The organism is Ruminococcus sp. 8Y-12, from assembly GCF_058119865.1.
This window is the reverse complement of the sequence record NZ_CM176623.1, coordinates 2,097,499-2,123,191: the sequence shown is the minus strand read 5'-3', so window position 1 is coordinate 2,123,191 and position 25,693 is coordinate 2,097,499. Positions and strand designations below refer to the sequence as shown.

At 44.3% G+C, this 25,693-nt stretch carries 16 protein-coding genes and 2 pseudogenes; 6 read left to right on the top strand and 12 right to left on the bottom strand.

Annotation, left to right across the window (positions count from 1 at the left end; all coding sequences use genetic code 11):
- From gltB to argS, 6 genes are all read right to left on the bottom strand, one after another.
- On the bottom strand, nucleotides 1-4,554 hold the full coding sequence (gene gltB / locus AC0THY_RS07780) for a glutamate synthase large subunit (protein ID WP_489993856.1): 4,554 nt from the start codon (nucleotides 4,552-4,554) through the stop codon (nucleotides 1-3).
- A 204-nt stretch (nucleotides 4,555-4,758) separates the two neighbouring features.
- On the bottom strand, nucleotides 4,759-5,394 hold the full coding sequence (locus tag AC0THY_RS07775) for a CPBP family intramembrane glutamic endopeptidase (RefSeq protein ID WP_489993855.1): 636 nt from the start codon (nucleotides 5,392-5,394) through the stop codon (nucleotides 4,759-4,761).
- Between the two features lie 95 nt (nucleotides 5,395-5,489).
- Complete coding sequence (locus AC0THY_RS07770) at nucleotides 5,490-8,294, bottom strand: Ig-like domain-containing protein (protein ID WP_489993854.1); 2,805 nt, start codon at nucleotides 8,292-8,294, stop codon at nucleotides 5,490-5,492.
- Complete coding sequence (locus tag AC0THY_RS07765; RefSeq protein WP_489993853.1) at nucleotides 8,291-9,877, bottom strand: serine/threonine protein kinase; 1,587 nt, start codon at nucleotides 9,875-9,877, stop codon at nucleotides 8,291-8,293. Before AC0THY_RS07765 ends, AC0THY_RS07770 begins: the two co-directional genes overlap by 4 nt.
- 98 nt (nucleotides 9,878-9,975) lie before the next feature.
- Entirely contained in the window at nucleotides 9,976-10,602 is a 627-nt protein-coding gene (locus tag AC0THY_RS07760) for a hypothetical protein (RefSeq protein ID WP_489993852.1), read from the bottom strand.
- A 203-nt stretch (nucleotides 10,603-10,805) separates the two neighbouring features.
- Nucleotides 10,806-12,572, bottom strand: a complete 1,767-nt coding sequence (gene argS / locus AC0THY_RS07755; RefSeq protein WP_489993851.1) for an arginine--tRNA ligase — start codon at nucleotides 12,570-12,572, stop codon at nucleotides 10,806-10,808.
- Between the two features lie 196 nt (nucleotides 12,573-12,768).
- Here argS and AC0THY_RS07750 point away from each other — a divergent pair, with 196 nt between their 5' ends.
- Nucleotides 12,769-13,404: a lactate utilization protein gene (locus tag AC0THY_RS07750; RefSeq protein WP_489993850.1), complete on the top strand. Its 636-nt coding sequence runs from the start codon at nucleotides 12,769-12,771 to the stop codon at nucleotides 13,402-13,404.
- On the opposite strand, the gene truA is transcribed toward AC0THY_RS07750, so the two are convergent.
- A complete protein-coding gene (gene truA / locus AC0THY_RS07745) occupies nucleotides 13,401-14,132 on the bottom strand; it encodes a tRNA pseudouridine(38-40) synthase TruA (RefSeq protein WP_489993849.1) in 732 nt (243 codons plus the stop codon). The two genes, AC0THY_RS07750 and truA, sit on opposite strands and share 4 nt — an antisense overlap.
- Before the next feature lie 83 nt (nucleotides 14,133-14,215).
- On the opposite strand from truA, the gene AC0THY_RS07740 reads away from it, so the two are divergent.
- The 3 genes from AC0THY_RS07740 (at nucleotide 14,216) to AC0THY_RS07730 (ending at nucleotide 15,877) form a co-directional block, all read left to right on the top strand.
- A complete protein-coding gene (locus AC0THY_RS07740) occupies nucleotides 14,216-14,446 on the top strand; it encodes a hypothetical protein (protein ID WP_489993848.1) in 231 nt (76 codons plus the stop codon).
- A gap of 139 nt (nucleotides 14,447-14,585) precedes the next feature.
- On the top strand, nucleotides 14,586-14,879 hold the full coding sequence (locus AC0THY_RS07735; protein WP_489993847.1) for a phage holin family protein: 294 nt from the start codon (nucleotides 14,586-14,588) through the stop codon (nucleotides 14,877-14,879).
- Nucleotides 14,880-14,884: 5 nt separating this feature from the next.
- Nucleotides 14,885-15,877: an N-acetylmuramoyl-L-alanine amidase gene (locus AC0THY_RS07730; protein WP_489993846.1), complete on the top strand. Its 993-nt coding sequence runs from the start codon at nucleotides 14,885-14,887 to the stop codon at nucleotides 15,875-15,877.
- A gap of 52 nt (nucleotides 15,878-15,929) precedes the next feature.
- Here AC0THY_RS07730 and AC0THY_RS07725 read toward each other — a convergent pair whose 3' ends face one another.
- Complete coding sequence (locus tag AC0THY_RS07725) at nucleotides 15,930-16,142, bottom strand: hypothetical protein (protein ID WP_489993845.1); 213 nt, start codon at nucleotides 16,140-16,142, stop codon at nucleotides 15,930-15,932.
- 871 nt (nucleotides 16,143-17,013) lie between these two features.
- On the opposite strand from AC0THY_RS07725, the pseudogene istA reads away from it, so the two are divergent.
- Together istA and AC0THY_RS07715 are read left to right on the top strand one after the other, a co-directional pair.
- Nucleotides 17,014-18,572: pseudogene (gene istA / locus AC0THY_RS07720) on the top strand (IS21 family transposase).
- Between the two features lie 6 nt (nucleotides 18,573-18,578).
- Nucleotides 18,579-19,355 (top strand): annotated as a pseudogene (locus tag AC0THY_RS07715) (ATP-binding protein).
- Nucleotides 19,356-20,093: 738 nt separating this feature from the next.
- On the opposite strand, the gene AC0THY_RS07710 reads toward AC0THY_RS07715, so the two are convergent.
- From AC0THY_RS07710 to AC0THY_RS07695, 4 genes are read right to left on the bottom strand one after another with little or no spacing between them, the layout of a single operon-like run.
- A complete protein-coding gene (locus tag AC0THY_RS07710) occupies nucleotides 20,094-20,663 on the bottom strand; it encodes a deoxynucleoside kinase (RefSeq protein ID WP_489993844.1) in 570 nt (189 codons plus the stop codon).
- A gap of 12 nt (nucleotides 20,664-20,675) precedes the next feature.
- The gene (locus tag AC0THY_RS07705; protein WP_489993843.1) at nucleotides 20,676-21,911 is read right to left on the bottom strand and encodes a hypothetical protein; all 1,236 of its coding nucleotides are present in this window, start codon (nucleotides 21,909-21,911) and stop codon (nucleotides 20,676-20,678) included.
- A gap of 1 nt (nucleotide 21,912) precedes the next feature.
- Nucleotides 21,913-22,926, bottom strand: coding sequence for an adenylosuccinate synthetase (locus tag AC0THY_RS07700; protein WP_489993842.1), 1,014 nt, complete (start codon nucleotides 22,924-22,926; stop codon nucleotides 21,913-21,915).
- The gene (locus tag AC0THY_RS07695) at nucleotides 22,917-25,664 is read right to left on the bottom strand and encodes a PHP domain-containing protein (protein ID WP_489993841.1); all 2,748 of its coding nucleotides are present in this window, start codon (nucleotides 25,662-25,664) and stop codon (nucleotides 22,917-22,919) included. Before AC0THY_RS07695 ends, AC0THY_RS07700 begins: the two co-directional genes overlap by 10 nt.
- Nucleotides 25,665-25,693: the final 29 nt, after the last annotated feature.

Below are 25,693 nucleotides of genomic sequence, written 5' to 3'. Positions count from 1 at the left end.
CTATCCTCTCTTATTCGCATAGAATGCTTCAATCTGTGCCTGTTCACTGCTCAAACCCTTTTCCTCCATCTGTACAATAGCCATCAGCATGCGGTTGTAGTCATGAGGAATAATCTTCTTAAACTTAGGCAGGTATTCTCCGAACTTCTCCAGGATCTCTTTCCCCTTCGTGGAGTTGGTGTAAGCCACATGATCTTTGATCATCTCTTTCAGCTCCAGTACATCGTATTTATTTGAAAGCTTTTCAATCGAGACCATCGATTTATTTACCTTGGTGTATAAATCGCTGTCCTCATCTATCACATAAGCGATCCCCCCGCTCATGCCCGCCGCAAAGTTCTTGCCTGTCTTTCCAAGCACCACCACACGGCCACCTGTCATATACTCGCATCCGTGGTCACCCACTCCTTCCACCACAGCAATGGCACCGGAATTTCTGACACAGAACCGTTCTCCTGCAACACCGTTTATATAGGCTTTTCCACTGGTTGCCCCGTAAAGAGCCACGTTTCCCACAATAATATTCTCATCCTCTTTAAACAGGACGCCTTTCGGCGGATAGACAATGAGTTTTCCGCCGGAAAGCCCCTTTCCGAAATAGTCATTGCTGTCTCCCACCAGCTCCAGGGTAAGTCCCTTGGGAATAAAGGCTCCAAAGCTCTGTCCCCCGGCTCCGTTGCATTTTATTGTGTAGGTATCTTCCTCCAGGGTGTCACCATACATACTGGTTATCTCTGATCCAAAAATGGTACCAAAGGCCCTATCTGTATTGGTCACATCCACCTCTATGCTGCGCTTCTGCCCCTTTTCCAAGGCAGGCCGCAGTTTTCTCAGCAATATCCTCTCATCAGCGGTCTTTTCCAGATGGAAATCATAAATCTGTGTTGGATCAAAGGTCACCTTGCGCTCTGATCCTTCATAGGGGTTTTGTAAAATAGCGCTAAGATCTACCCTGCCCGCATGGACTTTCTCCGTATGCTCTTTTCTCAACAAAAGATCCGTGCGTCCCACCAGTTCATCCACTGTACGTACGCCCAGCTTTGCCATATATTCTCTCAATTCTTCTGCTATAAAGCGCATAAAATTCATGACATATTCCGGTTTCCCCCGGAAGCGTCTGCGCAGCTCGGGATTTTGTGTTGCGATCCCCACCGGACAGGTATCCAGATTGCAGACACGCATCATCACACATCCCATGGTCACCAGAGGTGCAGTGGCAAATCCAAACTCCTCAGCTCCCAGTATGGCCGCTATGGCAACATCTCGACCGCTCATAAGTTTTCCATCCGTTTCGATACGCACTTTGTTTCTCAGTCCGTTCATTATTAAAGTCTGGTGTGTTTCAGCCAATCCCAATTCCCAGGGAAGCCCTGCATTGTGAATGGAACTTCTGGGAGCTGCTCCCGTCCCTCCGTCATATCCGGAGATCAGGATAACCTGGGCTCCTGCCTTGGCTACACCTGCCGCAACAGTTCCCACCCCTGCCTCGGATACCAGCTTCACGGAAATCCGCGCCTTTTTGTTCGCATTTTTCAGGTCATAGATCAGCTGGGCCAAGTCTTCGATAGAATAGATATCGTGATGGGGAGGCGGTGAGATCAAGCCTACCCCCGGGGTGGAGTGCCTTGTCTTAGCAACCCACGGATATACCTTTCCGCCCGGAAGGTGTCCTCCCTCGCCCGGTTTTGCGCCCTGTGCCATCTTGATCTGTATCTCCCGGGCGCTCACCAAGTATCTGGAGGTAACCCCAAAACGACCGGATGCCACCTGTTTGATAGCGGAACAGCGATCCAAACCGTCACTGCCAGGTATCATTCTGTCCAGACTCTCACCACCCTCGCCGCTGTTGGACTTGCCGTGCAGACGGTTCATGGCAATGGCCAGAGTCTCATGGGCTTCCTGTGAAATAGAGCCGTAGGACATGGCGCCGGTCTTAAACCTGGTGACAATGGATTCTACGCTCTCCACCTCGCTCAAAGGAATTCCCTTTTCCGGGTATTTAAAGTCCATCAGACTTCTCAAATAACCGGAATCCTCTTTATCCACCAGCTGCGTATATTCCTTAAATAGCTTATAGTCCCCTCTCTGGGCGGACTGCTGGAGCAGATGGATGGTCTGAGGATTGTATCTGTGCTCCTCCCCAGCGCTTCTCATCTTGTGACGCCCCACGCTGTTCAGGGTCAGATCCGACTTCAAGCCCAACGGATCAAAGGCTTCCGTGTGAAGAGAATCCACATCCCTCGCGATATCCTCCAGAGTAATACCTCCGATCCTGCTCACGGTATTGGTAAAATACTTGTCAATCACCATCTGGTCAATTCCAATAGCCTCAAAAATCTGTGATCCCTGATAGGACTGGATCGTGGAAATTCCCATCTTAGAAGCAATCTTTACAATGCCATGAAGCACAGCCTGGTTGTAGTCATTCACTGCCGCGTAATAATCCTTTTCCAGCATGCCGCAGTCAATCAACTGACGTATGGTCTCCTGTGCCAAATATGGATTGATCGCACAGGCTCCATATCCCAAAAGTGTGGCAAAGTGGTGTACCTCCCGGGGCTCTCCGGACTCCAGTACAATTGCCAGGGACGTCCTTTTCTTTGTCTTTACCAGATGCTGATGCACTGCGGACACAGCTAAGAGTGACGGAATGGGAACATGGTTCTCATCCACTCCCCGGTCCGTGAGGATCAGAATATCGGCCCCGTCCCGGTGAGCTCTGTCCACCTCCACAAAGAGATGCTCAATGGCCCTCTCCAGATTTGTGTTTTTATAGTAGGTGATGGGAACCTCCTCCACCTTAAAGCCGTCTACCTTCATGTGCTTAATTTTCAGGATATCGGTATTTGTGAGAATGGGGTTATCCACCTTCAAAACTTGGCAGTTGATTGGCTGTTCATTCAATAAATTTCCGTCTTTCCCCACATAGACGGTGGTGGAGGTAATGACCTCCTCCCGGATCGCGTCAATGGGAGGATTGGTAACCTGGGCAAACAGCTGTTTAAAGTAGTTAAACAGTGGCTGATACTGGTCTGACAGCACAGCCAGAGGGGTATCCACTCCCATGGCGCTGATTCCCTCCGCTCCGTTTAAGGCCATATTTCGGATGGAAGTCTGGTATTCCTCATAAGTGTATCCAAAGGCCTTCTGCAGTTTATCCAGCTCCTCGTCGTCGTATTGGGGCACACGGATATTGGGAATCCGCAAATCCTTTAGATTCACCAGATACTGGTCCAGCCATTCCCCGTAAGGCTGTTTTCTGGCGTATTTTTCTTTCAGTTCATCATCGTCTATCACCCTGCCTAAAATAGTGTCCACCAACAGCATCTTTCCAGGATGCAATCTCTCCTTCTGGACAATTCTGGTGGGATCAATGTCCAGTACGCCCACCTCTGAAGAGAGGATCAGGTACCCATCCTCTGTGATATAGTATCTGGAAGGTCTCAGTCCATTCCGGTCCAGCACAGCGCCGATCAGATCACCGTCGCTGAACACAATGGACGCAGGACCGTCCCAGGGCTCCATCATTGTGGCATAATACTGGTAAAAGTCCTTTTTATTCTGCGTCATGGTCCCATTGTTGGACCAGGGCTCAGGTATCATGATCATGACAGCCAGAGGTAGTTCTATACCGCTCATCACCAGGAACTCCAGCGTATTGTCCATCATGGCTGAGTCGGAACCCGCCGTGTTGACTACCGGCAGCACCTTGTGCAGCTCCCTGTTAAAATATTCGGAGGACATAGTCTCCTCACGGGCCAGCATCTTATCCGCATTTCCACGGATGGTGTTAATCTCCCCATTGTGTACAATAATACGGTTGGGATGCGCCCTCTCCCAGCTGGGGTTTGTATTCGTGCTGAATCTGGAATGCACCGTGGCAATCGCAGACTCGTAATCCGGACTCTGGAGATCTTTAAAAAAGGTGCGAAGCTGTCCCACCAGAAACATTCCCTTATACACAATCGTTCTGCTGGACAGGGATACCACATAGGTATCATCACTGCTCTGCTCAAATACTCTGCGCACCACATAGAGCTTCCGGTCAAAATCCAGCCCTTTCTCAACATCCCTGGGTTTCTTCACAAACCCCTGGGCAATGCACGGCATACACTCCTTCGCTTTGTGTCCCAGCACCTCCTGCACGGTTGGCACTTCTCTCCATCCCAGAAATTCCAAGCCTTCCTTCTCCACAATGATTTCAAACATCTTTTTAGCCTGGTTTCTTTTTAGTTCATCCTGTGGAAAGAAAAACATACCGATTCCGTATTCTCTCTCAGAACCTAAAAAGATGCCGAGGGATCTGCAGGTTTTGGAGAAGAATCTGTGAGAAATCTGTAATAGGATTCCTACTCCGTCACCTGTTTTTCCTTCGGCATCTTTGCCAGCTCTATGTTCTAAATTTTCTACAATTCTAAGTGCGTTCTCAACCGTTTCATGGGTTTTGACTCCCTTGATATTGACAACAGCACCAATACCACAGTTGTCGTGTTCAAACTCCGGCCTGTACAATCCCGGATATTGAACAGAGAATGTTCTGTTCATGGTATCCATACGTCCAACCCTTTCTCTATGTGATCTAAACGATCTTATTGTTTTCTGTCATCGTATGCATACTATACACCTATTTTTAAAATCTGTAAAGAAAAAAATTCACATAAGTTGTCAGATTATTCGTCTATTTTAACTTATATTCATTTTTATCTTTCTCTTCTGCCTTTTTTCATGTCATTCTCGTTAACATACGCACAATACACATCACTTCAGTACCAGGCAGTTCAATAGCACAGTACTTAAATTGGCTGCTATATGGAAAACAATGGGGATTGACAGAGAATGCCATCTCTCATAGAGCAGAATAATCAGCAGACCCATAGGAAGCGCAAACAGAAACTGCACCATATTTCCATGATAAAGGGCGAAAATCACGGCTCCCCCCAGAATTGCTGTCCAAAGAGAAACATATTTTTTCAAACGGTTGTAAATCAGCCCCCGAAACAAAATCTCTTCCATCACAGGTACCAAAATTCCAAGTCCAAGAACCTGCGCCCAGATATCTCCCCGAAGGAGGCCCTCCTGCACTTCATTGGAGAACTGCTGGGTGACACGGAAATAATTCATAACCCCCGTAATCATCTGATTGGATACAATTCCCAAGAGTATAGTAACCAGAAACGCCCACCAGGGCACTGTCCCCCTTAGGGCAGTTGTCTCTACAGCTCCATTTCGGCGGTCCCGCCTGTATAGATACCACATCACAGGAAGCGCAACCAGTGCTGTGAGAGAGGTTAAAAGTGCGTCATCCATGAAATTCGCCCCAAAAAGCAGCACAAATGCAGCAATCAAATAATGGATAAGAAGGGGAACAAATACATTTCCAATTTTATATATCATGATTTTCTCCAAGAATTTACTAACAGATACGTCTGTGAAAACAGGCTATCCATAACACACATTATATAATTTTTCCATGATAACTGCAACCACTTTCACCGCTTGGTACGTCTTCTCCAAATCAGCACACCAGCTGCAGCCCCCATCACCATCCCCACAGAAATGCCCCATGTACCGCCAAATCCAGCGCCGCTTCCCCGGGTTGTTTCATGTGTGCCGCCTGCCTCCTGGCCATGTGCCCTCCGTTCCGGTTCCGCTTCTGATCTCTCTGTAAATCTCTCTGTGTTGTCCTCCTTTGTCCCATCACCTGTTTTCTCTGCTGTAGGCATCTTTTCCTTTTGCGGCATTATTCCTTTATCTGATACCCATACCGTTATCTCGTCGCCCTTGTACTCATTCCCCGCCTTATCCCTGGCATACACCCGCAGGGTCTGCCATTGGCTACTACCAGAAAAAATCCAAGTCAGCTGTTCCTGGTCCGTCTCTGCCACCAACTCACCATTCTGAAATACCTGCAGCTGATCCAGGCAGTAATTCTCCCCTGCATCAATACGCACTTCCCGTTCTCTCTCCCTGTACACAGCTCCCGGTTCTATTCCCGTCACCACACATCTGGGTGGGGTTTTGTCTATGACAAATTCCGCCATTGTCTGCGCAGCCCGACTATCAGACCGATTCCCCGCCTGATCCAGTGAGGACACCATCACGGAATATCTGCCCTCCTTCGCAAAGCACTCTGCCTTAATCTCATACGTATAACCATAGCTTTTGTTCCCCTGTTCCTTCCCATTGACCGTATAATCCCTCCCCTCTTTTAAAATGGATGTCTCGCCGTTTCTGCTGCATGTAATCTGAGTCTGCACCAGTCTGTTCACATTTATTTCTCTGATCACAACTGGAAATTCCTCAGCCAGATAGTATGCCTGGATGCGTTCCTGCGTGTTCAGGTCCGGATAATAAACGGATCCATACCTGTTGACCGAAAAATTCATCTCTTTCCTTGCCATGTTTCCTGCAAGGTCCTCTGCGGATACGGTCAACTTATAATGCCCGTCACGCTCTTTTTTTCTAGGGATATCCCGGAATCTCCATCTCACCCCCTCCCTGGTTCTTGTTTTCTGCGGGATAAGTGTAACGCGCCCCGTCCCCTCATGTGACAGTTCCACCCTCAAGCTCTCCTCCTTTAAGTATTGGTCCGTAAACAGTATCTCCAGCTCTGCCTTTTGCCGGGTGGCTGCTCCATCCTTTGTCCCATTGACCATAATCCGGGGTTCTGTAAAATCCAGGACAAAATCGGGACTTAAAGAATAGGATACATTTCCCACCCAGTCCTCAGCCCGAACGGCCATCTGCCATGCCCCCTCCTGTTGGATGGTAACCGGACCGTCAAGCTTTATCCATGGCGCATGATCCCCATTTTCGATAATCTGTTCCAGAGTTTTGGGCGCTGCATAGAAACAGTAGGCCAGAGACTTTACTCCGGACTCCTGGTCCGAAAACTGTGTTTCCAGTACCTCCTTTTCCCTGCTATATTGAGGAAAGTTCTCCTTCCCCCTCATAAAAATATTTCCCTTAGGCCCCTCCCCGTCCACCTGCACTTTACATTTCTGCGGCTCAGATTCTGCGCGTACCGTACCGTTTTGATCCACCCTTTGAAATGCAAAAGTACAGGTTGTGCTTTCCTGTAACGGACCGTACACTACCGTCTTGTTAAATCCACTGCCCTTCTCAGGCTGAAAAGCCAGTACGCTCCTCCTGCTCACCCAAAGTATCTCGCCCCGCTTACAAAAACCTCCATCAACTGCTTCCATCTGAAATGCAACGGCTCCCTTGCTCTTCACCACTGTGACACTCCCCATTCTGTAATGTTTGGAGCCACGGCTCAAGTCATAGCAGTAATTATCCGGCGGCGCTGGGATTGTCCTCCCATTTTCCCTAACCCTTACTCTCAGCGCCCCCTCATAGGCCATCCTGTTCCCATCCTTGTCATACATCGGGCTCTCCTTTGTTATCACCTTAGTGTTCAAAACGATCTCAGGGGCCTTAAATCCCTCCGGCGGCTCCTCCACTGCCTCACCGTTTTTTACAAATCCCGAAACATTTACAAAGGGGTATATTTGAAATACCAGGTTTGAGAGCTCTGCCTCGGCAAAGTATTCCTTTTTTGCATCTGCGATTTTAACATCCAATACTTTTGGACGAATAGACACATACAGGTCATCAGGTTCCAAAATCTCCAGCTCAAATTCTTCCCTGTCCTCTCCCCTTAGAGTATAGCTGGGCTTGACCCACCACTTCCCCACATTCTTCTTTTCAGCCATGCCCTCCGCATATACGGACACATCCCCCTCTCCGACCTGCTCTGTCTTTACCTGCAGCTTTACACGCTGTGTATCATCGTACTCACGGGAAGCCTTGGGATAATCTACCCATACGTCTTTCACCTTGATTACTTTTCGAATCGGGGTCTCAGACTGGGTTTCCGACTCATCTTCGGACTCACTCTCCGTTTCACTTTCTGTACCTCTTTCCGTCTCACTTTCTGTCCCGCTTTCCATTCCGCTTTCTGTCCCGCTTTCCATTCCGCTTTCCATCTCACTTTCTCTCTTACTCTTTATCCCAATCTCTGTCCCACTCTCTCCCCTGCTATCTCCCCTTCGCATTGATTTACTCTCTATCTCACGCTCTGTTTCACTCTGTTTTTTTATCTTACTTTCTATTTTGCTCTCAGTGCTGCGTTCATGCCCTGCCACATGCTTAACCCGCTGCTCGGCACTGTCTTCTCTCTTTTCTGACGCCACGTCCTCAAATCTCACCTTTCCTTCACATCCGCTCATCTCCCTGCGGTCCGCTGCGGACAGCAGAAAAACCAAAAGCAGAAGAATGAAAATCCTCTTCATCTGTTCTCTTCCTTTCCTGTCTCTCTGTAAACAGCCTCCAGCCCCTTCTTGGCCAGAAAAACCTGCCTTTTAATCTCTTGAGTCTCCTTTAAGCTCTCCTCCCTCTCTGTCCTGCTGCCTGTCTCTGCCTCAGCTCGCCTAAGCAAATCCTCTATCTCCTCCCTTGGCACTCCCTCCCGGTAAAACCCACTCATACAAGTGTTCACAAATCCCAGTAATTCTCTCCAAATCTGTAGCTCCAGGACCCCTCTTCTTTTCTCCCGAACGCTCAATTCCCTGCATGTGCTCCATAGTTCCAGGTAGGAAAACCCTCCGGCCTCCAGCGCTGCTTTCTGGTCCAAGAACCTGTATGCCTTCCCTAGCTTTGTAAAAGCTTGGCACTTCTCCTGTTGTTCCTCAGTAAGACATTTGGTTTTTTCTGCTTTTTCAAACCATGCAGCCCCTCTTTTTTTGTTGTCCTGCTCCTCATCGTAGAACCAATAGGCAATCCCCACCTGGTATGCAACCTCCCCATACGCCTTTGGTTCTTGTCTCAAATATTTTTCGTTTTCCTGCAGGATTTCCCGTAGCTCTGTCTCCTCCTCCGCTGTCATCCTATAATCCTTTAAAATTTGTTCAATTAATTTTTGGTATGCTTCATCCCGATAGGGATCTAAGAAAATTGCTGATTTAATTTCTGAAATGTCACTGCTTTGACAGTAGATTTGATATTGCTCACTCTGAATCTTTGTCTGACTTCGTTCCACTGCTGTCACGGCTGCGGCCGCCATGCTGCAAACCCCTGCCAGCACAGCCAGCCACTTTTGTCCGGCCTTTTTACCGGATCTCAAAAGGGCATCCTCCACCTCCTGCGCAGAACGGTACCTCTTCTGTGGGTCCGGTTCCGTGCACTTGTCTAAAATTCTATTGATGTCTTTTCGTCCGCGCTTCCTCCCGTATCCTTTGTTTCCCGATCTTTTGGGCCCTCTGGCTCCTGTTTTTTGTCGCCCTCTGCCTCCCGCCCCTGTTTCCTCCAACATATATTCCATTGTCTTTCCCATGCTGTAAATGTCAGAACAGACCTCCGCCTGTCCATGGAACTGCTCAGGGGCGGCGTAAAATCTTGTTCCATGGACCACGGGGTTGAGGGAGCCAGTCTTTCTGGAAGACCCCAGATCCGTAAGTATAAGTCTTCCTCCTGATTCGCAGATCAGGTTCGAGGGCTTGATATCCCCGTGTATCACCGGGGGAGTCCTGCTGTGCAGATAGTTCAGAGTCTCACACAACTGCCGCATCCAGTCAGCCACCCGGGCGGGGGACTGTCCACCCTCCTCTCGCCGGATCGTCTCCAGCGTTTTACCAGGGATATATTCTATAACTAAATACCAGTACTCCCCCTCTCTGAACAGATCCGCCAGTTCAGGAAGTCCCGGATGGGCAAGTCCCATCCAGAAAGCTGCCTCCCCTTCCCCGATGCGCAGTTCATTTTCCGCAATGCGTTTCACTGCCCAAAGCCGGCAGGTGCGCTCATGGATTGCCAAGTACACGCTCCCTCCGCCTCCGCTTCCAAGCTTTTGCACCAGGCGGTATGTTTCGTTCAGCAAAGACCCTTTCTCCAGTTATGCCACCTCCACTCTCTCTGGTAGTATTAGCATAACCGATTTTTCCAGCTTTTACCATTGACACTATGTACAAATTTTTATCAAAATATTAAATCTCTTTTTGTTTGTAGTAATATCTCTGTGGGAATCCATCCAATCATTTGACAGTCTGAATTGATATTGGGTGTCAGATAAGATGCCTGAACCGCCTCCGCCAGCACACTGATCTGAAACCTCAGTCCCTCCGGCATCCCCTTCCACGCTCCTGGGATGGTTACCCCTGAAAAAAAGTTTACGCTGTCTCCACCTGTCACAGGATTTTTAAAGTAGTAATATCCATCCTGGGTGTTGTAGTTCCACCCTGAGGCCAGCTCAATGTGTTCTAAGAGATCGTTTTTTTGATACTCGGTAAGTCCTTTCACCACAATTCTTGTCCTTAAGTACGCTGTTTGTGATCCCTCTTCCACCACAATAGTGGGATCTCTGAGGATTTTTTCTCCAGGTTTTACATTTTCCACTACAATAGCTTGTCCTGTTTCACTCTCGCTTTCTTCCTCATCTCTTTGTCTTTCGTATTCCGGTTCTGTCAGACGGATATTCACATTTCCCACAGTGACCACATTCTGCATGGCATGACTGTTTATATGGTAGACCAAAATCCCCTCTGCAGCCAATACCAATAAAACAATTGCAAGTCCCGCCAATTTCAGCGCCTTTTGTCTTTTCATCCTTCATTCCTCCGAATACAATTTCAAAGCTCTTTTTCTGTAAAAAGAGAATCCTCCTAGCGGAGCGTTTTTTGTTTCATAGGACGTATTTTTCTATGAAACAAAAAGAAAAAAGAAATGATTTTATTCAAATCATTTCTTTAAATATATGCACCGGAATTTCGGATTATTCCACAATTCCTCTGAAATTTTACGGGTATTTCCTACATTCTCTCAGGAGCGCCGAATCCCAGAACATCAATACTTGTTTCCAAGACATCTTTTGACAAAAGCAGCAGAGAAATCCAGCTCCCCTTTTGCTCCTCACACTCTTCCGAGAGTATTTTTGTCTCGTGGTAGAACCGGTTAAAAGCGTTTGCCAAATCATATATATAAGAGCAAATCTTGTGGGGTGCTATCTCTTCAAACGCATTTTCCATCACTCCGTTATACCTGGACAGCTCCAGCATCAATGCTTTCTCGCTGTCCCCTGAGGGTTTGCGGATTTGATGAGCTCCTATCTTTCCTCCACCTGCCTGGTATTTGTTCAGAATGGACTTGATCCGCACAATTGTGTAAAGAATATAAGGCCCGGTGTTCCCCTCAAAGGAAGTAAACCTGTCCACATCAAAGACATAGTCCTTAGACGCCTGGTTGGAGAGATCTCCGTACTTAATGGCAGACAGGCCAACGATCTTGGACGTCTCTCTTGCCTCCCCTGGGTCAATCTCATGGTTGTCCGTGATCTTTTTAAACATCTCCTCATTGATGTCACTGATCAGGTTCTCCAGACGCATGACACCACCCTCTCTGGTCTTAAACGGCTTTCCGTCCTTGCCGTTCATGGTTCCAAAGCCTAAAAAGCGAAGCCGGGTATCCTCATTAACCAGCTTTGTCTTCCTGGCACAGCGGAACACCTGGGTGAAATGCATCTCCTGACGCTTGTCCACCACATAGATTATCTCATCAGGCTGGTAATGCTTCATCCGGTCAATGATTGTAGCCAAATCTGTGGTAGTATAAAGGGAAGCCCCGTCGGACTTTAAGAGAATGCAGGGTGGAATCTCCTTTGTATCGGTATCTTCCTTCACATCCACTACCCAGGCTCCCTCATCCAAACGGGCATATCCCTCCCGCTTCATAGATTCCACCATCTCCGGGATATAGGGCTGGGCATCTGACTCCCCCTTCCAAAGGTCAAAGGTCACGTTTAGCTTTTCATAGTTTTTCTTTAAATCCGTCACAGACACATTCAGTATGTGCCTTAAGATTGCCTGATATCCCTTATGTCCATGCTGCAGCATAAAGGTTGCCTGCATTGCCTCCTCTTTATACTGCTCATCCTCTTTGGAGCGCGCACTGGCTGTGGGATAAATCTCCTCCAGTTGGCTGATTGTAAAGGGAGCCTCTTCAGGGTATTCCCCCTCGAAAGCTTCATCAAAATACACCAGCTCCGGCTTGCGTCTCTTCAGCTCAGTAATGATGAGCCCCATCTGAAGGCCCCAGTCCCCGAGATGGACATCTCCAATCACCTCATGCCCTAACAGCCGGCCCATGCGCTTAATGCTCTCCCCAATGATCGCGGAACGCAAATGCCCCACATGCAAAGGCTTTGCCACATTGGGTCCGCCGTAGTCAATCATAATCTTTCTGGGATGTTCCGTCTTTTCCACGGAAAGATTCTCATCCTCCTGCATATTACGCAAATACTCTGCCAAAAACTCCTTGTTCAGCTTCAGGTTTATGAACCCAGGGTTCACTGCTGACATCTCTGAGAACACACTGCTTCCCTGCAGCTTTTTTACCACATCGCCAGCAATCATGATAGGCGCTTTCTTGTATACCTTGGCTCCCGCCATGGCTCCGTTGCACTGATATTCGCACAGATCGGGCCGATTTGAGAGTGTTACTTTAGCGTAGGAAGCGTCATATCCCGCCTCCTCAAAAGCCTTCGTCATCTCTTCGGCAATTAAATCCAGAATTTTTTTCATAAACCATTCCTCTTTCTCTTGTTTATTTTATGCACCCCTGAATCATTTTCTCACGGTCTGCGCAGTAAATGCTCAGACCTGAGTGAACAGCAACGCTCTTTTTCGATACGTAACATTATACTTGGAGTTTTGGTGATTTTCAATGCTTATTGTGATATACTGGTAAAAGATTTTTATGTTAGGAGGGATTGTAACTATGACACCAGTAAAAGAGTTTTATGAAAAGCAGGCAGAACACATTATCCGCCACCTGGAAAAACGCAATATGGAGGGCTATTACTGCCCGGACTGCCAGTCAGCCGTTCAAAAGGCTATGTCCCTTATACCAAAGGGTTCCACCGTATCCTGGGGCGGTTCCATGACCCTCTCTCAGTGCGGGCTCATGGACGCCCTGAGTGATTCAGACCTGACCCTCTTTAGCAGGGAAAAAGCCAGAACTCCCGAAGAAAAAAAGGCAGCATACCGGCAGGCCTTTAGCGCAGACTACTATCTGATGGGGTGCAATGCCATCACCCTGGACGGACAGCTGGTCAATATCGATGGCAACGGCAACCGTGTGGCTGCTCTCGCCTACGGGCCGGATTACATCCTCATGCTGGTTGGTATGAACAAGGTGGTAAGCAGCCCCGAGGAAGCAGTCAGCCGTGTACATACGGCCGCCGCACCGCCCAATGCTATGCGCCTAAGCACAAAAACTCCCTGCCAGGCTACGGGGGTATGTCAAAACTGTCTTTCCCCGGACTGCATCTGCTGCCAGACAGTGATCACCCGTTTCAGCAGAACTCCAGGCCGTATCAAGGTGATTTTGATCGGCGAGGTTCTGGGTTATTAAAATTGAATTTTCAGCAGGCACAGCCCTTTTGCAGGGGCTGTGTGGCCTGCCTGTGCCCTCTCTCTTGCCCTCAAAATTTCCTTTACAGATTCCGGTTCCCGTTCATACAGCCCCACCTCAATCAGGGTCCCTGTGAGAATCCTCACCATATTGTAGAGGAATCCGCTTCCCCTGTAGTAAATCTGAAGTTCACCCCTAAGCTGCTTAAACTCTACAGCGTACAGCCTGCGCACAGCAGTCTTTTTCATTTTCTTTCCGCAGAAGCTCTGAAAATCATGTTCTCCGGTCAGATACTGCGCCGCCTCCTCCATCCGCTCCACATCCAGGGGATGATCTAAATCATAAATATACTTTCGCTCAAAAACATTTTTAATGGTATTTGTGGAAATCCGGTAGAGATATGTCTTCTCCCCCGCATTCAGCCTGCTGTGAAACCGGTCGGAGACCTCTTTTACCTCCAACACACCTATATCCTCCGGCAGGTAGCGGTTTAGGTAATCCCTTATCTCCTCTGCTGTAAACTCGTCCGGAAGCTGAACATTCGCCACCTGCCCTCTGGCATGAACGCCTGCGTCTGTCCTGCTGGCTCCCTTGATTTCCACCCGCTCCCCCGTCATCCGTCCAAGTACGTCCTCTATTTTTCCCTGTATGGTGCTGCCTGTGGTCTTCTGCCTCTGCCATCCATCATACCTGGTTCCATCATATTGAATCAAAAGTCGGTAATTCATCGCGTTCTCCTTCGCACATTCTTCTATGAGTATAACACAAACAGGCCGGACATACTATATTCAAAATGATAAGGAGGCTTTCTATGACCAATCCATCCAAAGACAACGAAAAAATCATCAATGACTACGATTACCTGGGCAATGCCTGCTCTTCCACGGACTGCACAGGGCTTATCCCCTCCGCCCCACAAAGTGAAGCGGAGCTGGACTCCTATGAGGCGGTCTATCACTTCGAACCGCCTAAAATGAACCTGACTGCCCCTGATGCCAAAGAGGACAGGGCCGCGTCTGCCTCACCAAAATCCAAGACCTGACCTGTTCCTCCGGAACACGTCCGCTCTCTCCTGACAAATAAGCCATATCTGCATATAAATAAACTAAGTATCTGTCCAGCAAATGAAATGCCTGCCGGGTATATACAAAATAGAACCAAATAAAGGAGGTTCACAATTTATGGAAGATATAATGGCTTATGTAAAGCCGGAATTGATTGTAGTTGCAATCGCGCTTTATTTTCTGGGCATGGCCCTGAAAAAGGCAGCTGTGATCAAAGATAAATATATTCCCCTCATCCTTGGGGCTGTGAGCATTGTACTCTGTATGGTGTATGTGCTGGGAAACTGTCCCCTAAACACACAGCGAAGCGCAGCTATGGCTGTCTTTACTGCTGTCACCCAGGGTATCCTGGTGGCAGGACTCAGCAATTATGTCCATCAGCTGATCAAGCAGTCCGGTAAGGAGGAGTGAGCAGAGTGAATAAAATAAAGTATTACCTTACCAAGAGCGACTGCTACAACAGTGGCCGCAGAATAACCCCCATTGGTGTCCAGATACACAGCATTGGAACTGCGCAGAGTTCAGCTAAGGCCCTTGGGCAGTACTGGAACCAGCCAGGCATAGATGCCTGCGTCCACTTCGCGGTGGATGCTGACACAGTGGGTAAGGTACTTCAGTTTCTGCCGGAGAACTTTCGTTCCTGGGCTGACGCCGGATATGGAAACAATAACCTCATATCCATTGAGATGATGGAGTCTGACTATATGAAATACACTGGGGGTGCCAATTACACGGTTACCAACCAGACAAAATTTCAGCAAAATATTAAATGCTCCTACCAGGGATGTGTTGAACTGACCGCCTCAATCTGCCAGGATAGGGGTTGGAATCCCAAGACAAAACTGGCAAGCGGTCTTCACCTGGTTTCCTCTCATCAGGAGGGATATCTGGCCGGCCTATCCTCCGGCCATATTGATCCAACTCAAATCTGGAAACCTCTGGGGTTAGATATGGACCAGTTCCGCAGTGATGTTGCTGCAGTTATGAAAAATGGAGTTCCTTCCACCCCTGATGAAGATTCTTCCTCCGGTGCAGACACATCTGCCCCTGAAAAATACTATCGAATCCGGATAACCTGGGAAAATGCGGCTTCGCAAAAGGGTGCCTATGCAACCTTACAAAATGCCGAACGGGCCTGTCCTGCCGGATACAGTGTTTATGACTGGACAGGAAACAAGGTGTATGTAAAGGAAAGCACACCGGGTGATCTCCCCTATTCCGTTAAGGTTATCCCGGATGCGTTAAACATTCGCCAGGGTCCAGGCTCCGGTAAGCCGGTCACTGGAACAATTTCTGACCAGGGCGTTTATACAATCGTGCAAGAGAAACGTTCCGGCGGGCATCTCTGGGGGAAACTGCTGTCCGGAGCAGGCTGGATTGCCCTGGAATATACAGAGAAGACCAGCTGAATGCACTACTCAAAAATATCCCGCAAAGCCTCAAACACTTTGCGGGTTTTGTTTACTTTCCTGTCTGATAGGCAACCAGGACCACATCCTGCTTGGTCTCACGTGAAAGTTCTTTTTCCAGATTCTTTATTTTCAGGTTTGCCTCCCTGTCAATGTCTGCAAATTCACAGGATCTGTCCTCTCTCTCCAATTCACGCTCCATATTCTCCATAACGGATTTGCAGGACTTTGGAAGTTCTGTAACACTGCTGGTAATCTTAGCCATATCTGTACCTCCTCGTTTTTCTTAGTATGCGCAGAGAACTGGGAAATATGAGGCTTTGTACATAACTAATTTTATAGGTCAGTGGTAAATACCGTTTTCTCTGTTCCACTTCTACCGTTCATCTTATTTGGGATAATTCTTCTACGCTTATAGAGGCGGAAGAATCTTAACTTATCTTAATGAGTCACTCAATTCTTGACCATATTTTAGTCAAAACATTTTATAACAATCTCCGACGCCCTTATGTCAAACCCACGAGAAAAAATGCTCAACAAGATTCTACTTTTAAGTTTAATTCTTTAAGAAATTTAATTATATCAGACTTAGCTCCATTTTTACTTTTATGAGTTTCAATATAGTATCCGTCAAAAATTATAGGAGCAAAAAATGCTTTTCCATTGATATGTTTACCTTCTTTACTTATTAAATATCGTTTACTTCCTGTTTTAAATGGAAGTAGTTGTTTAAACTCAATATCGTTTTCAGTAAGGTAATTAAAAATGCTTCGATAAAATGATTTGACTGTATTCGCCTCTATCTTGGTCCCATCAATTATTATACTTATCTTATCTTCATTTACTACGCTTTCAAGCTCACTTAGCTGTTCTTCTGTTAAATCAATTTTTAGCTGTACTTTTTCTCTAATCTCATGAGGAACTGAACTATCATTTGCTACCTCATTTCCTAAATCATGAGTATTCCGGGCGATTCTGAACCGTCATTCCGGAAGCACAGTACCGTGAATCCGCTTTGATGGATACCGCAATTCTGGGCATTGAATACTGTGATTCCGGTCAAATGATACCGATTTTCTTTATAATGTATCCATACGCTTTGAAGCGTAAATACATTACAAAGGAGGTCATCGTTTATGACCAAGTATCGCCAGATCATCCGGCTATCCGGATTAGGTCTTAGTCAAACTAACATTGCCCTCAGCTGCAATGCATCCAAAACAACAGTTAACAAGGTGCTCAAGGCAGCAAGGGAGCAGAAGCTTTCATGGCCGCTGGATCCTAAGCTAACAGATCCCGTCCTTGGTAAGTTGCTTTTTCCTGATTCGAAAGCAAAACCTGCCACATCAAAGCGGATGCCTGATTACGAGCATATCCGCAAGGAACTTCTCCGCAATGGAGTAAATAAAAAGCTTCTCTGGACAGAGTACCTTGAGGAATGCCGCCTCTCCGGAGATGAGCCGCTTATGTATTCTCAGTTCTGCTATTACATCCAGCAGGATGAGCAGAAGCGCCGTGCCACTATGCATATCCATCGAAAACCTGCGGAACAGGTTGAAGTAGATTGGGCCGGAGATCCGGCACACATCATAGATCCGGACACCGGCGAAACCCTGGATGCTTACATTTTCGTAGGAGTCATGACCTACAGCCAGTATCCATATGTAGAGGCATTCATGGATGAAAAGCAGCCGTCATGGATCACTGCTCATGTTCATATGTACGAGTACTTTGGCGGTGTCGCCAGGATTCTCGTGCCGGACAACTGCCGTACTGCTGTAGATCACAATAAGGGATGGAAAGATCAGCGCATCAATGCCGTCTATCAGGAGATGGCAGAGCACTATGGCACTGCGATTATCCCAGCCCGCGTCCGGGCTCCAAAGGACAAACCCAATGCCGAGGGCAGTGTAGGTAATATTTCCACATGGATCACCGCAGCCCTGCGTAATGAGCAGTTCTTCTCCCTTAGTGAGTTAAACCAGGCAATCCGACAGAAACTGGAAGATTTCAGTCGTCGCCCTTTCCAAAAGAAAGAGGGCAGCCGGTACGAGATCTTCCGCAACGAAGAACTGCCATTGCTGGCGCCTTTGCCTGCCACCCCATATGAACTGGCGGAATGGAAACAAGCCACCGTTCAGTTCAATTATCACATATCCTTTGCCGGAATGCTATACTCAGTTCCTTATGAATATATAAAACGAAAAGTTGATGTGAGGGTTACAGATAAAACCATTGAGATTTTTACAACCACAACCGGATTGCGTTCCACCGCCGTCTTTATGGCCGTAAGGGACAATACAGTACAGTTACAGAGCACATGCCGGCTTCCCATCAGCAGTACCTGGAATGGAACGGCGGCCGTTTCCGCAAATGGGCGGAGCGGATCGGCTCCAGTACCTACCAGGTAGTTGATGCAATCCTTACCTCCAAACGTGTAGAACAACAGTCTTACCGCAGCTGTATGGGGCTTTTGAAGCTGGCCGACAAGTATTCCGCCCGTCGGTTGGAAGCTGCCTGCCGGAAAGCACTCTCCTTTACGGCCACTCCCAGCTATAAGAGTATCAAGAACATCCTTGATACCAGAAGCGACCAGATGGAGATGCCAGACCAAGGTCCGACAACAGGCAGCCATACAGAATCAGAAAAGAGCAGCCATGCGCTTACAAGAGGCGCAGATTACTACAGGAGGTAAGGAACTATGAGTACACAAAGCATTATAGATAAACTCATTGAAATGCGCCTGACTTCCATGTCAGATGCATTCCGCACCCAGATGGAGGATCCCAAGATGAAGGGGATTCCTTTTGAGGACCGTTTTGGGATGCTGGTGGACATCGAATACAGCAATCGTAAAAGCAACAGTCTGAAACGCCTGATCCGCAATGCCGGGTTCGACCAGCCGGATGCATACATTGGAGATATTAATTATACTTCAGGGCGCAAGCTGAACCGTTCTTTGATTTAGCGGCTTGCAACCTGTGAATATATCACAGAGCACAGGAATCTCTTTATCACCGGGGCTACCGGAAGTGGAAAGACTTATCTGGCCTGTGCGTTCGGGATGGAAGCATGTAAGCAGCGTTACAAGACAAAATATGTCCGGCTTCCGGATCTGCTCCTTGAACTGGAGATGGCACGTAATGACGGTACATATAAGAAAGTCCAAGGGAAATATGCCAATCCAGTCCTGCTGATCATCGATGAATGGCTTCTGTTAAAGCCCACCGAATCCGAACAGCATGACATTCTGGAGCTTCTCCATAGGAGACGCAGGAAGTCATCTACCATCTTCTGCTCCCAGTATGATTCCAATGGCTGGTATGATCAGCTTGGTGGTGATAATAGTCCCCTCTCAGAAGCAATCCTGGACCGCATCAAGCATGATGCATACAAGATCAACATCATCCCGACTGATCCTGCGAATTACAGATCCATGCGGGAAGTATATGGATTAGATCCTGCATTAAGCGAGTAAACTCGCAAGTAGCAATCACTTAAGTGAGGTATCCCTGTTCCGGACTCGCAGTATCTTAGTCCCGGACTTACGGTATCCGTTCCTCCGGAACAGGGGTACATTTTCACCGTAATATACATAAATCACTTAATTCTTTTCTAATAGCATATAAAAAATTATTATCACTTTTATAGTAATCAGGTGAATAAAAATTCTCTGGTTTTTTGTATAATACATAGAAGAACAGTGCAACAATCAACACAGGAAAACATATGACAAACCACACAAATATAAGCTGAATATTATTTGGAAGAAATTTTAACACTGCTGTGCCTAACACTTCTGCTAAAGAAGCGAAAATAGCATTTTTCCCAATGGATTTTGCTTGTTATTATTCATATGTATCATCCTCTTACCGTGTATTGTAATATTTTAGTTATGAGTTTTAATATACCATTATTTTAATTATTCGGTTAATATATTTTAATATCTAACGTTGAATTATGTCGTCACACCTGTGCGATATTTTTCGACAATCTTTGCAAAACTCAACATCATTTTTATGTTGAATTTTGCAAAATCACCAAGAGTCAATATACTGTGTTTTTCATAAACAACCATGACATTTTACGTTAATATCATTAGCTTTAAGAAGCTATAGACACAGCTTCTTAGCAAATTTTTGCATTATAAAAATACCGCCATATTTGGCGCTTTAATAATTAAGACATCATAATATTTTATACCATCTATTGATGCTTATATGTTTTCTAAAAATCTTTTGCAGTAGTCTGATTGTGAATATTGTTCGGTATTAATCTTTACTAATGGCACATCATAATAAAAACGATCAATTGCGAAGCTAAGACTTTCTTCAAATTTTAATAATGAAGACTTATTAATGCTTTGCTCATTCTCTCGACCGCGCTTCTTAATCCTTAAAATCAATTCATCTACAGAAGCATAAAGCCGAATTAGTTTATGAGGTCTGCCTATTTGTTCAAGTATATAAGCAAAAATCTGATTATATATTTCCATTTCTTTTTCATTTAGTATTGCCAATGCAAAAGCATAGTCGTCAACTGATGAAAAATCACAAACAGTGTATGAACCACTTCGTAACGCCTTTTTTATCTGATAATAATGTTGTAAAGTAAAAGATACTTCAGTTTCAAACGACACAGAAAGCGGATCAGAATAAAAATCATCCAGCATCGAAATCCTTGAAAAATCTTCGAACTCAGTGTCCTGACCGGATTTTGAAAAAGCATTTGTCAATGTCGTTTTTCCTGAAGCTATAGCTCCACAAATTTCAATTCTACCATTCATAATACCCTCCCACTAAGGCAATTGCTTTTGCAACTCCAATATTTCTTTATTTAGTTTGGTTATCTGCTCAGCAGTATCAACTGCTTCTGTCACAGATTTATCCGCATAAGAATTATAGTCTGCTGTAAGTAATTTTATCTGCAATTCATTCTTATCAATTTTAAGTCGCAATACTTCTATGTTAATATTTTCAATTTGTTGTGTCGCAGACGAGAGTTTGTTGTTATTGATAAAGTAATTATAAGAAGTCCATCCTAATGAAATAGTTGTTAGTAGCAAAGCAATAATGCTTATAACGGATAGCTGAGTAAGAAATCTATCTCTCTTTTTGGCTTCATCAAGTGTTTTGTTAACATTTTTTTCATTTTTGGCGAAATCATCTTTTAGTTTTTGAACATCTTCTCTTGTTTCATGCATAGAACTGCTGACACGAATTTCTTCTTTTTGATTTTTATAAAATTTATCGTTTCCTTGCAGAGCCTTCTTAAGATAATCAAACAGACTTCTATTAGGAGGAATATTTTTCTGAATATTCGTAGGTAGCGATGTGTAATCAAAAGCGTTGACAGTTCGGTACAGATTCGATGATGTCGGAAGCTTCCAAGTTCCATTAATACTAAGTTTAGTAAACTCTATGCTGATAAGTTCTGCCCCCTTTTTTATTACATACTCATTTGTTGTAAAATTGTGAAGAGGTATATTTATTTTTCCAACGAAATCAGGGTCGACAATTGGACCTGTACCAAGCAACAAACCTTTATAAACATTTGAAACTTGAAGATTAAATCTTAATACCATATACGATGGAATTCTAAAGTCAGTTGAAATTTCTAAATATGTTATAGAATTAGGCTTAATTATTAACTCATCATCATTTAAAATACTGTATGACTCTAGTTCTTTTTTTTCATCGTTTCGCCTCAGATATGTTCCTGAAAAAGTGCAAGTATATGTAGCCCCCTTTATGTTCCTCGGCTCAAATGGAAAAATCATACCAGTTGTTAGGATATATTTAATAATGTCTTCTGAATTTAACAATGAGCTACTTATCTTTGGATAAGGATCTTTATCTCTAAAATCATTATATTTTTCTTCAACAGTTTTATCTTTTAAATAGCTGTTATTTGTTGTATTCAAAATATCAATAAGATTTTGTATAGGAAAGTTGGCATCTTTTTTTTCAGAATATCCTTCAACACTACCGCAGATATTCAGGAGAGTATTCTTGTCGGCCTCAGTAAAAGTCATATTATTTATCCTCCAGTAAAACAAGATCAACCTCGTTAATTCCGGCATAATTTACTTTCACACTTACTTCTGCGCTAACTTTATCAATGAATAGTTTGACTTTTTCAGAAATAAGTCCATTTCTGCAAGAGTCATCTAAATAGTCCACATGATTTAAAACAATAATATTCGGTTTATTGCAAATAATACTTCGTATTACAACATTAGCATCAAAACGGGCTACCCTCCTGACACGATTTGTACACGAAGTATACTCAGTCATATTGTTTATTGTTCCTAACTCGTCGCGCAGGATATCCCAATTAATTTCATTCGGCAACTCTCCTGAGTCTCCAGAAACCCTTATTGGGAAAGCTCTTATCACCATTACTATATTTTCGACATCAAACGGGCTTAGACCGCATTCGGAAAGAATAGCAGCAGCAGAAGTGTCACGACTCGTCACATATGGATATTCTTTTGCATGAAGCAACGACAGTCCGAATCCCTGTGTTCCTTCAGCAATAATCTTTTTGCCAGCATTGCAAGCATCACGCAGGATTTTCTTAGTATCACACGTTTTCAACTCAGGAAAATCTCTAGCTAATAGTTTTATATTTTTGTTGCGTTCAATCCTTGCAATGACAGCAGCACCAGTTCCGCTTTCAGTAGAACCGATGCTTTGACGCAGATTAGACTGCTTCTCTGCCGCAATAAAGTAATCAGAAATAATCACAGCATTTTCATCAATAAGCAATCTATCATCAGACAATCCGGCAATTTTCATTTCTTCTTTCAAAATGTTTAGGTTAATATAAGAACCCGCGGGTAAAACTGCCATCACATGACTTTCAATAACTCCAGTTGGTAAAATTCTAAAAATTATTTTTTCTCCGTTTCGATAAACAGTATGCCCGGAGTTAGTGCCACCTACCCTTATGCAGTAGTCTGCTTTCTCTTTTTTTGTAAAATAGTGCGCAACTTTCCCTTTTCCTTCAGAACCAAATTGACCTCCAAAAATAATAGTTACTGGCATAATATCTCCTTAAGCTTTAATTCAACAGATTCAAAAAAGTCCTTGAATGTTTTATTGTTAGTGATAATGTTGTTATAGGTGTAGCAAAGCATGGCTAGCGACAAAATATCCTGTTCGGCTTCATTATACAGAATAGTCTGAAACTGTTCTTTGTTAATTGGTTCAAAGCTTCTCTTATTATATCTATGGAACTTATTAGTAAACGTTGATTGAATTTGAAGTAAGGTAAACCGCTCTCCAAAATGTTCTGAAAGCGTATCATAATCGATTTTGTGCCTTAGTCCATCAACGACGTAATTTGTATTGGGATGAGCTTCTATCTCTTTTATTATTTCCAAAGATAACTGCCTTTGCTTCTCCGCGCTTCTAGCTATGTCACTTCCTAAATTTTGAAGTGTCAATCTACTATCATCACATGAATACAGTCTCCGTATCACCTGGCTATATTTTAACGATTTAAACCCATGTTTAAAGCAAAGATATTCTGCTAATGTAGTTTTACCAGTAGCAATCTCCCCAGTTAATCCAATAACAACCCGAGTTTTGGGAATGGAAGCGACACTCGGAACAATGAGAAAATTTTCTTTATCGTTTCCTAATGCCACATATTGATCATTCAAATAGAATAGTCCTACCAGCGCCGAAGAAATAGCATCTAATTCATCGTGTGATATTTTTTGTTCAGTGAGATAATCACCCGTGATACCAAAATTCTTATAGCTATTTTTTAGATGTTCCAAACCATTTTGTTTACGGCGAATACTTAGTATATCCTGAGCTACCCCAGGATAACTTTCAATTACTTCAACACCCAAATCTCGGAATTTCTTAGCAATTGTAATTCCTCGGTTTGTTAGTTTTTCCATTGATGGAATTAAGCAAGGGTATACACCTATCCCAAAACTCGAAAGCAATCTCTCACAATAACGTGTAATACCATATTTGTGGCATTCACAGTCTGGATCTGTGCAATCCCTGCCTTCAGGGTATGAGAGTGGCGAATCAATTGAAACCACCTTGGGATTGTATTTTAAGCTTTCCTGAATTAGTTCTTCGTCGCTACAAATCTGCTTTGTAATTGCGCAACACCCATTTAAAACGGCCCATCCGCTTGGCTTTGTTTCGTTACCGGTTAAGTCAATTCCAATGACAACCTCACTGCCAGTAATTATTCCTGCATGATTGCCAAAATAATAGTTAAAATCGCGACGTTCAGAAACATGCTGAAACAGTTCGGTTTCTGATGTGAAAGTCTGTCGTTGCTCAGAAAAAAATTTTATCAGTTTATTATATGAAAATGTATTAATGACTTTATTTTTTAATTTGGGATATTTAGCCAGCATTATCTCGGCATATTCCAAACAGTTCAAATGAGCCGCAGAATGCGAATCCGTTCCTACAGATATAAATGCCCCGCTTTTTATTATTTCATCAAAATGTTCAACACCAAGATCAAAGCGTTCAGGAAAACAGTTTAATTCTAAAACAACATTGTTTTTTACACAAATTTGAAGAATGGTTTCAAATGGCAAAGAATAAGGTTCTCTGTCTGAAAACATCACACCCGGCCTACCCAGCAATTTTCCTGTTGGGTGAGCCAAAATATTGACGTACGGATTGCTTACGGCCTTTTCTATTCTTGCTTGCATTTCACTTTGGTTTTGCTGCAGATAGGTGTGTATGCCAGCAATTACATAATCAAATTTTGCAAGTGTTGCATCCGAAAAATCCAGTGTACCATCTTTCAATACTTCAACTTCAATACTTGAAAGCACCTTAATTCCCTTTAGCTTTAGTGCGTGAATCTCTTCGATTTGTTGTAAAGCATCAACCTCGGATATCCCGCGCGCAACTTTCAATGTATATGTGTGGTCTGAAATCCCAATATAATTTCGTCCGAGCCTAGTTGCATAATCTGCCATTTCTTCTATACTGTGTTTGCCATCGCTCCACTTTGTATGCATATGCAAATCGCCACGTAAAATTGGCTTTGTATCTGAATCTACAATAATGGAATCATTAAAACTTATTACAACCGGAATGCCAAAAGCCGTTACACCCTTAATCTCTTCATTGTTGATGAATGAAATGTTATTGTATCTGTTGGAATTTAAAAGTTGTTCTTTCACGAAATTGAAACAATCTACTTTACAAACTATACAAATACAATTAACTTTCTCTTTCCATTCACTCACTTTAGCAGCGGCAATTTTAGCCGCTTTGTCTTTATTCAGCAATTCAAGAAGTTCGTTTTGCAAACAATAAGCGTAAGAGTACATATAATATCCGCTATTTTCTTTAGATTTTTTTAAAAACTGGTATATTTTCTCTTTTTCTGATTTTCCAAAACCTATGGTTTCTATATTTAAACCAAAGCTATCATGTAATTGCACAACAGTTTTTATGCTATTATTAAAGAGCTTTCTTATTATTTTTGTACTTAACCCATGAGAGAGAATAAGAGAATAATCTTTTATGTTGTATTCCAATTCCAGTTTTTCCAACTCTGTGCATTTTCCGGTTTCGATAACCTCTTTAATTATTCGACCGCTGCTATTACCAATGCCCTCAATATTATTCAAACTATCAGTTTTATAAATTTCGGTAATAAATGTGCTATATGAATCAACTGCCATAGCAGCCCTGAAATATGCCTTTGCTTTATATTTGTTTTCTTTAAATATTTCTAATATTCGCGATATTTTATAAAGATAAAACGCTATCTCAAAATCGTACATCTAGAAACCTCCTTCCATTATTTCTCAAT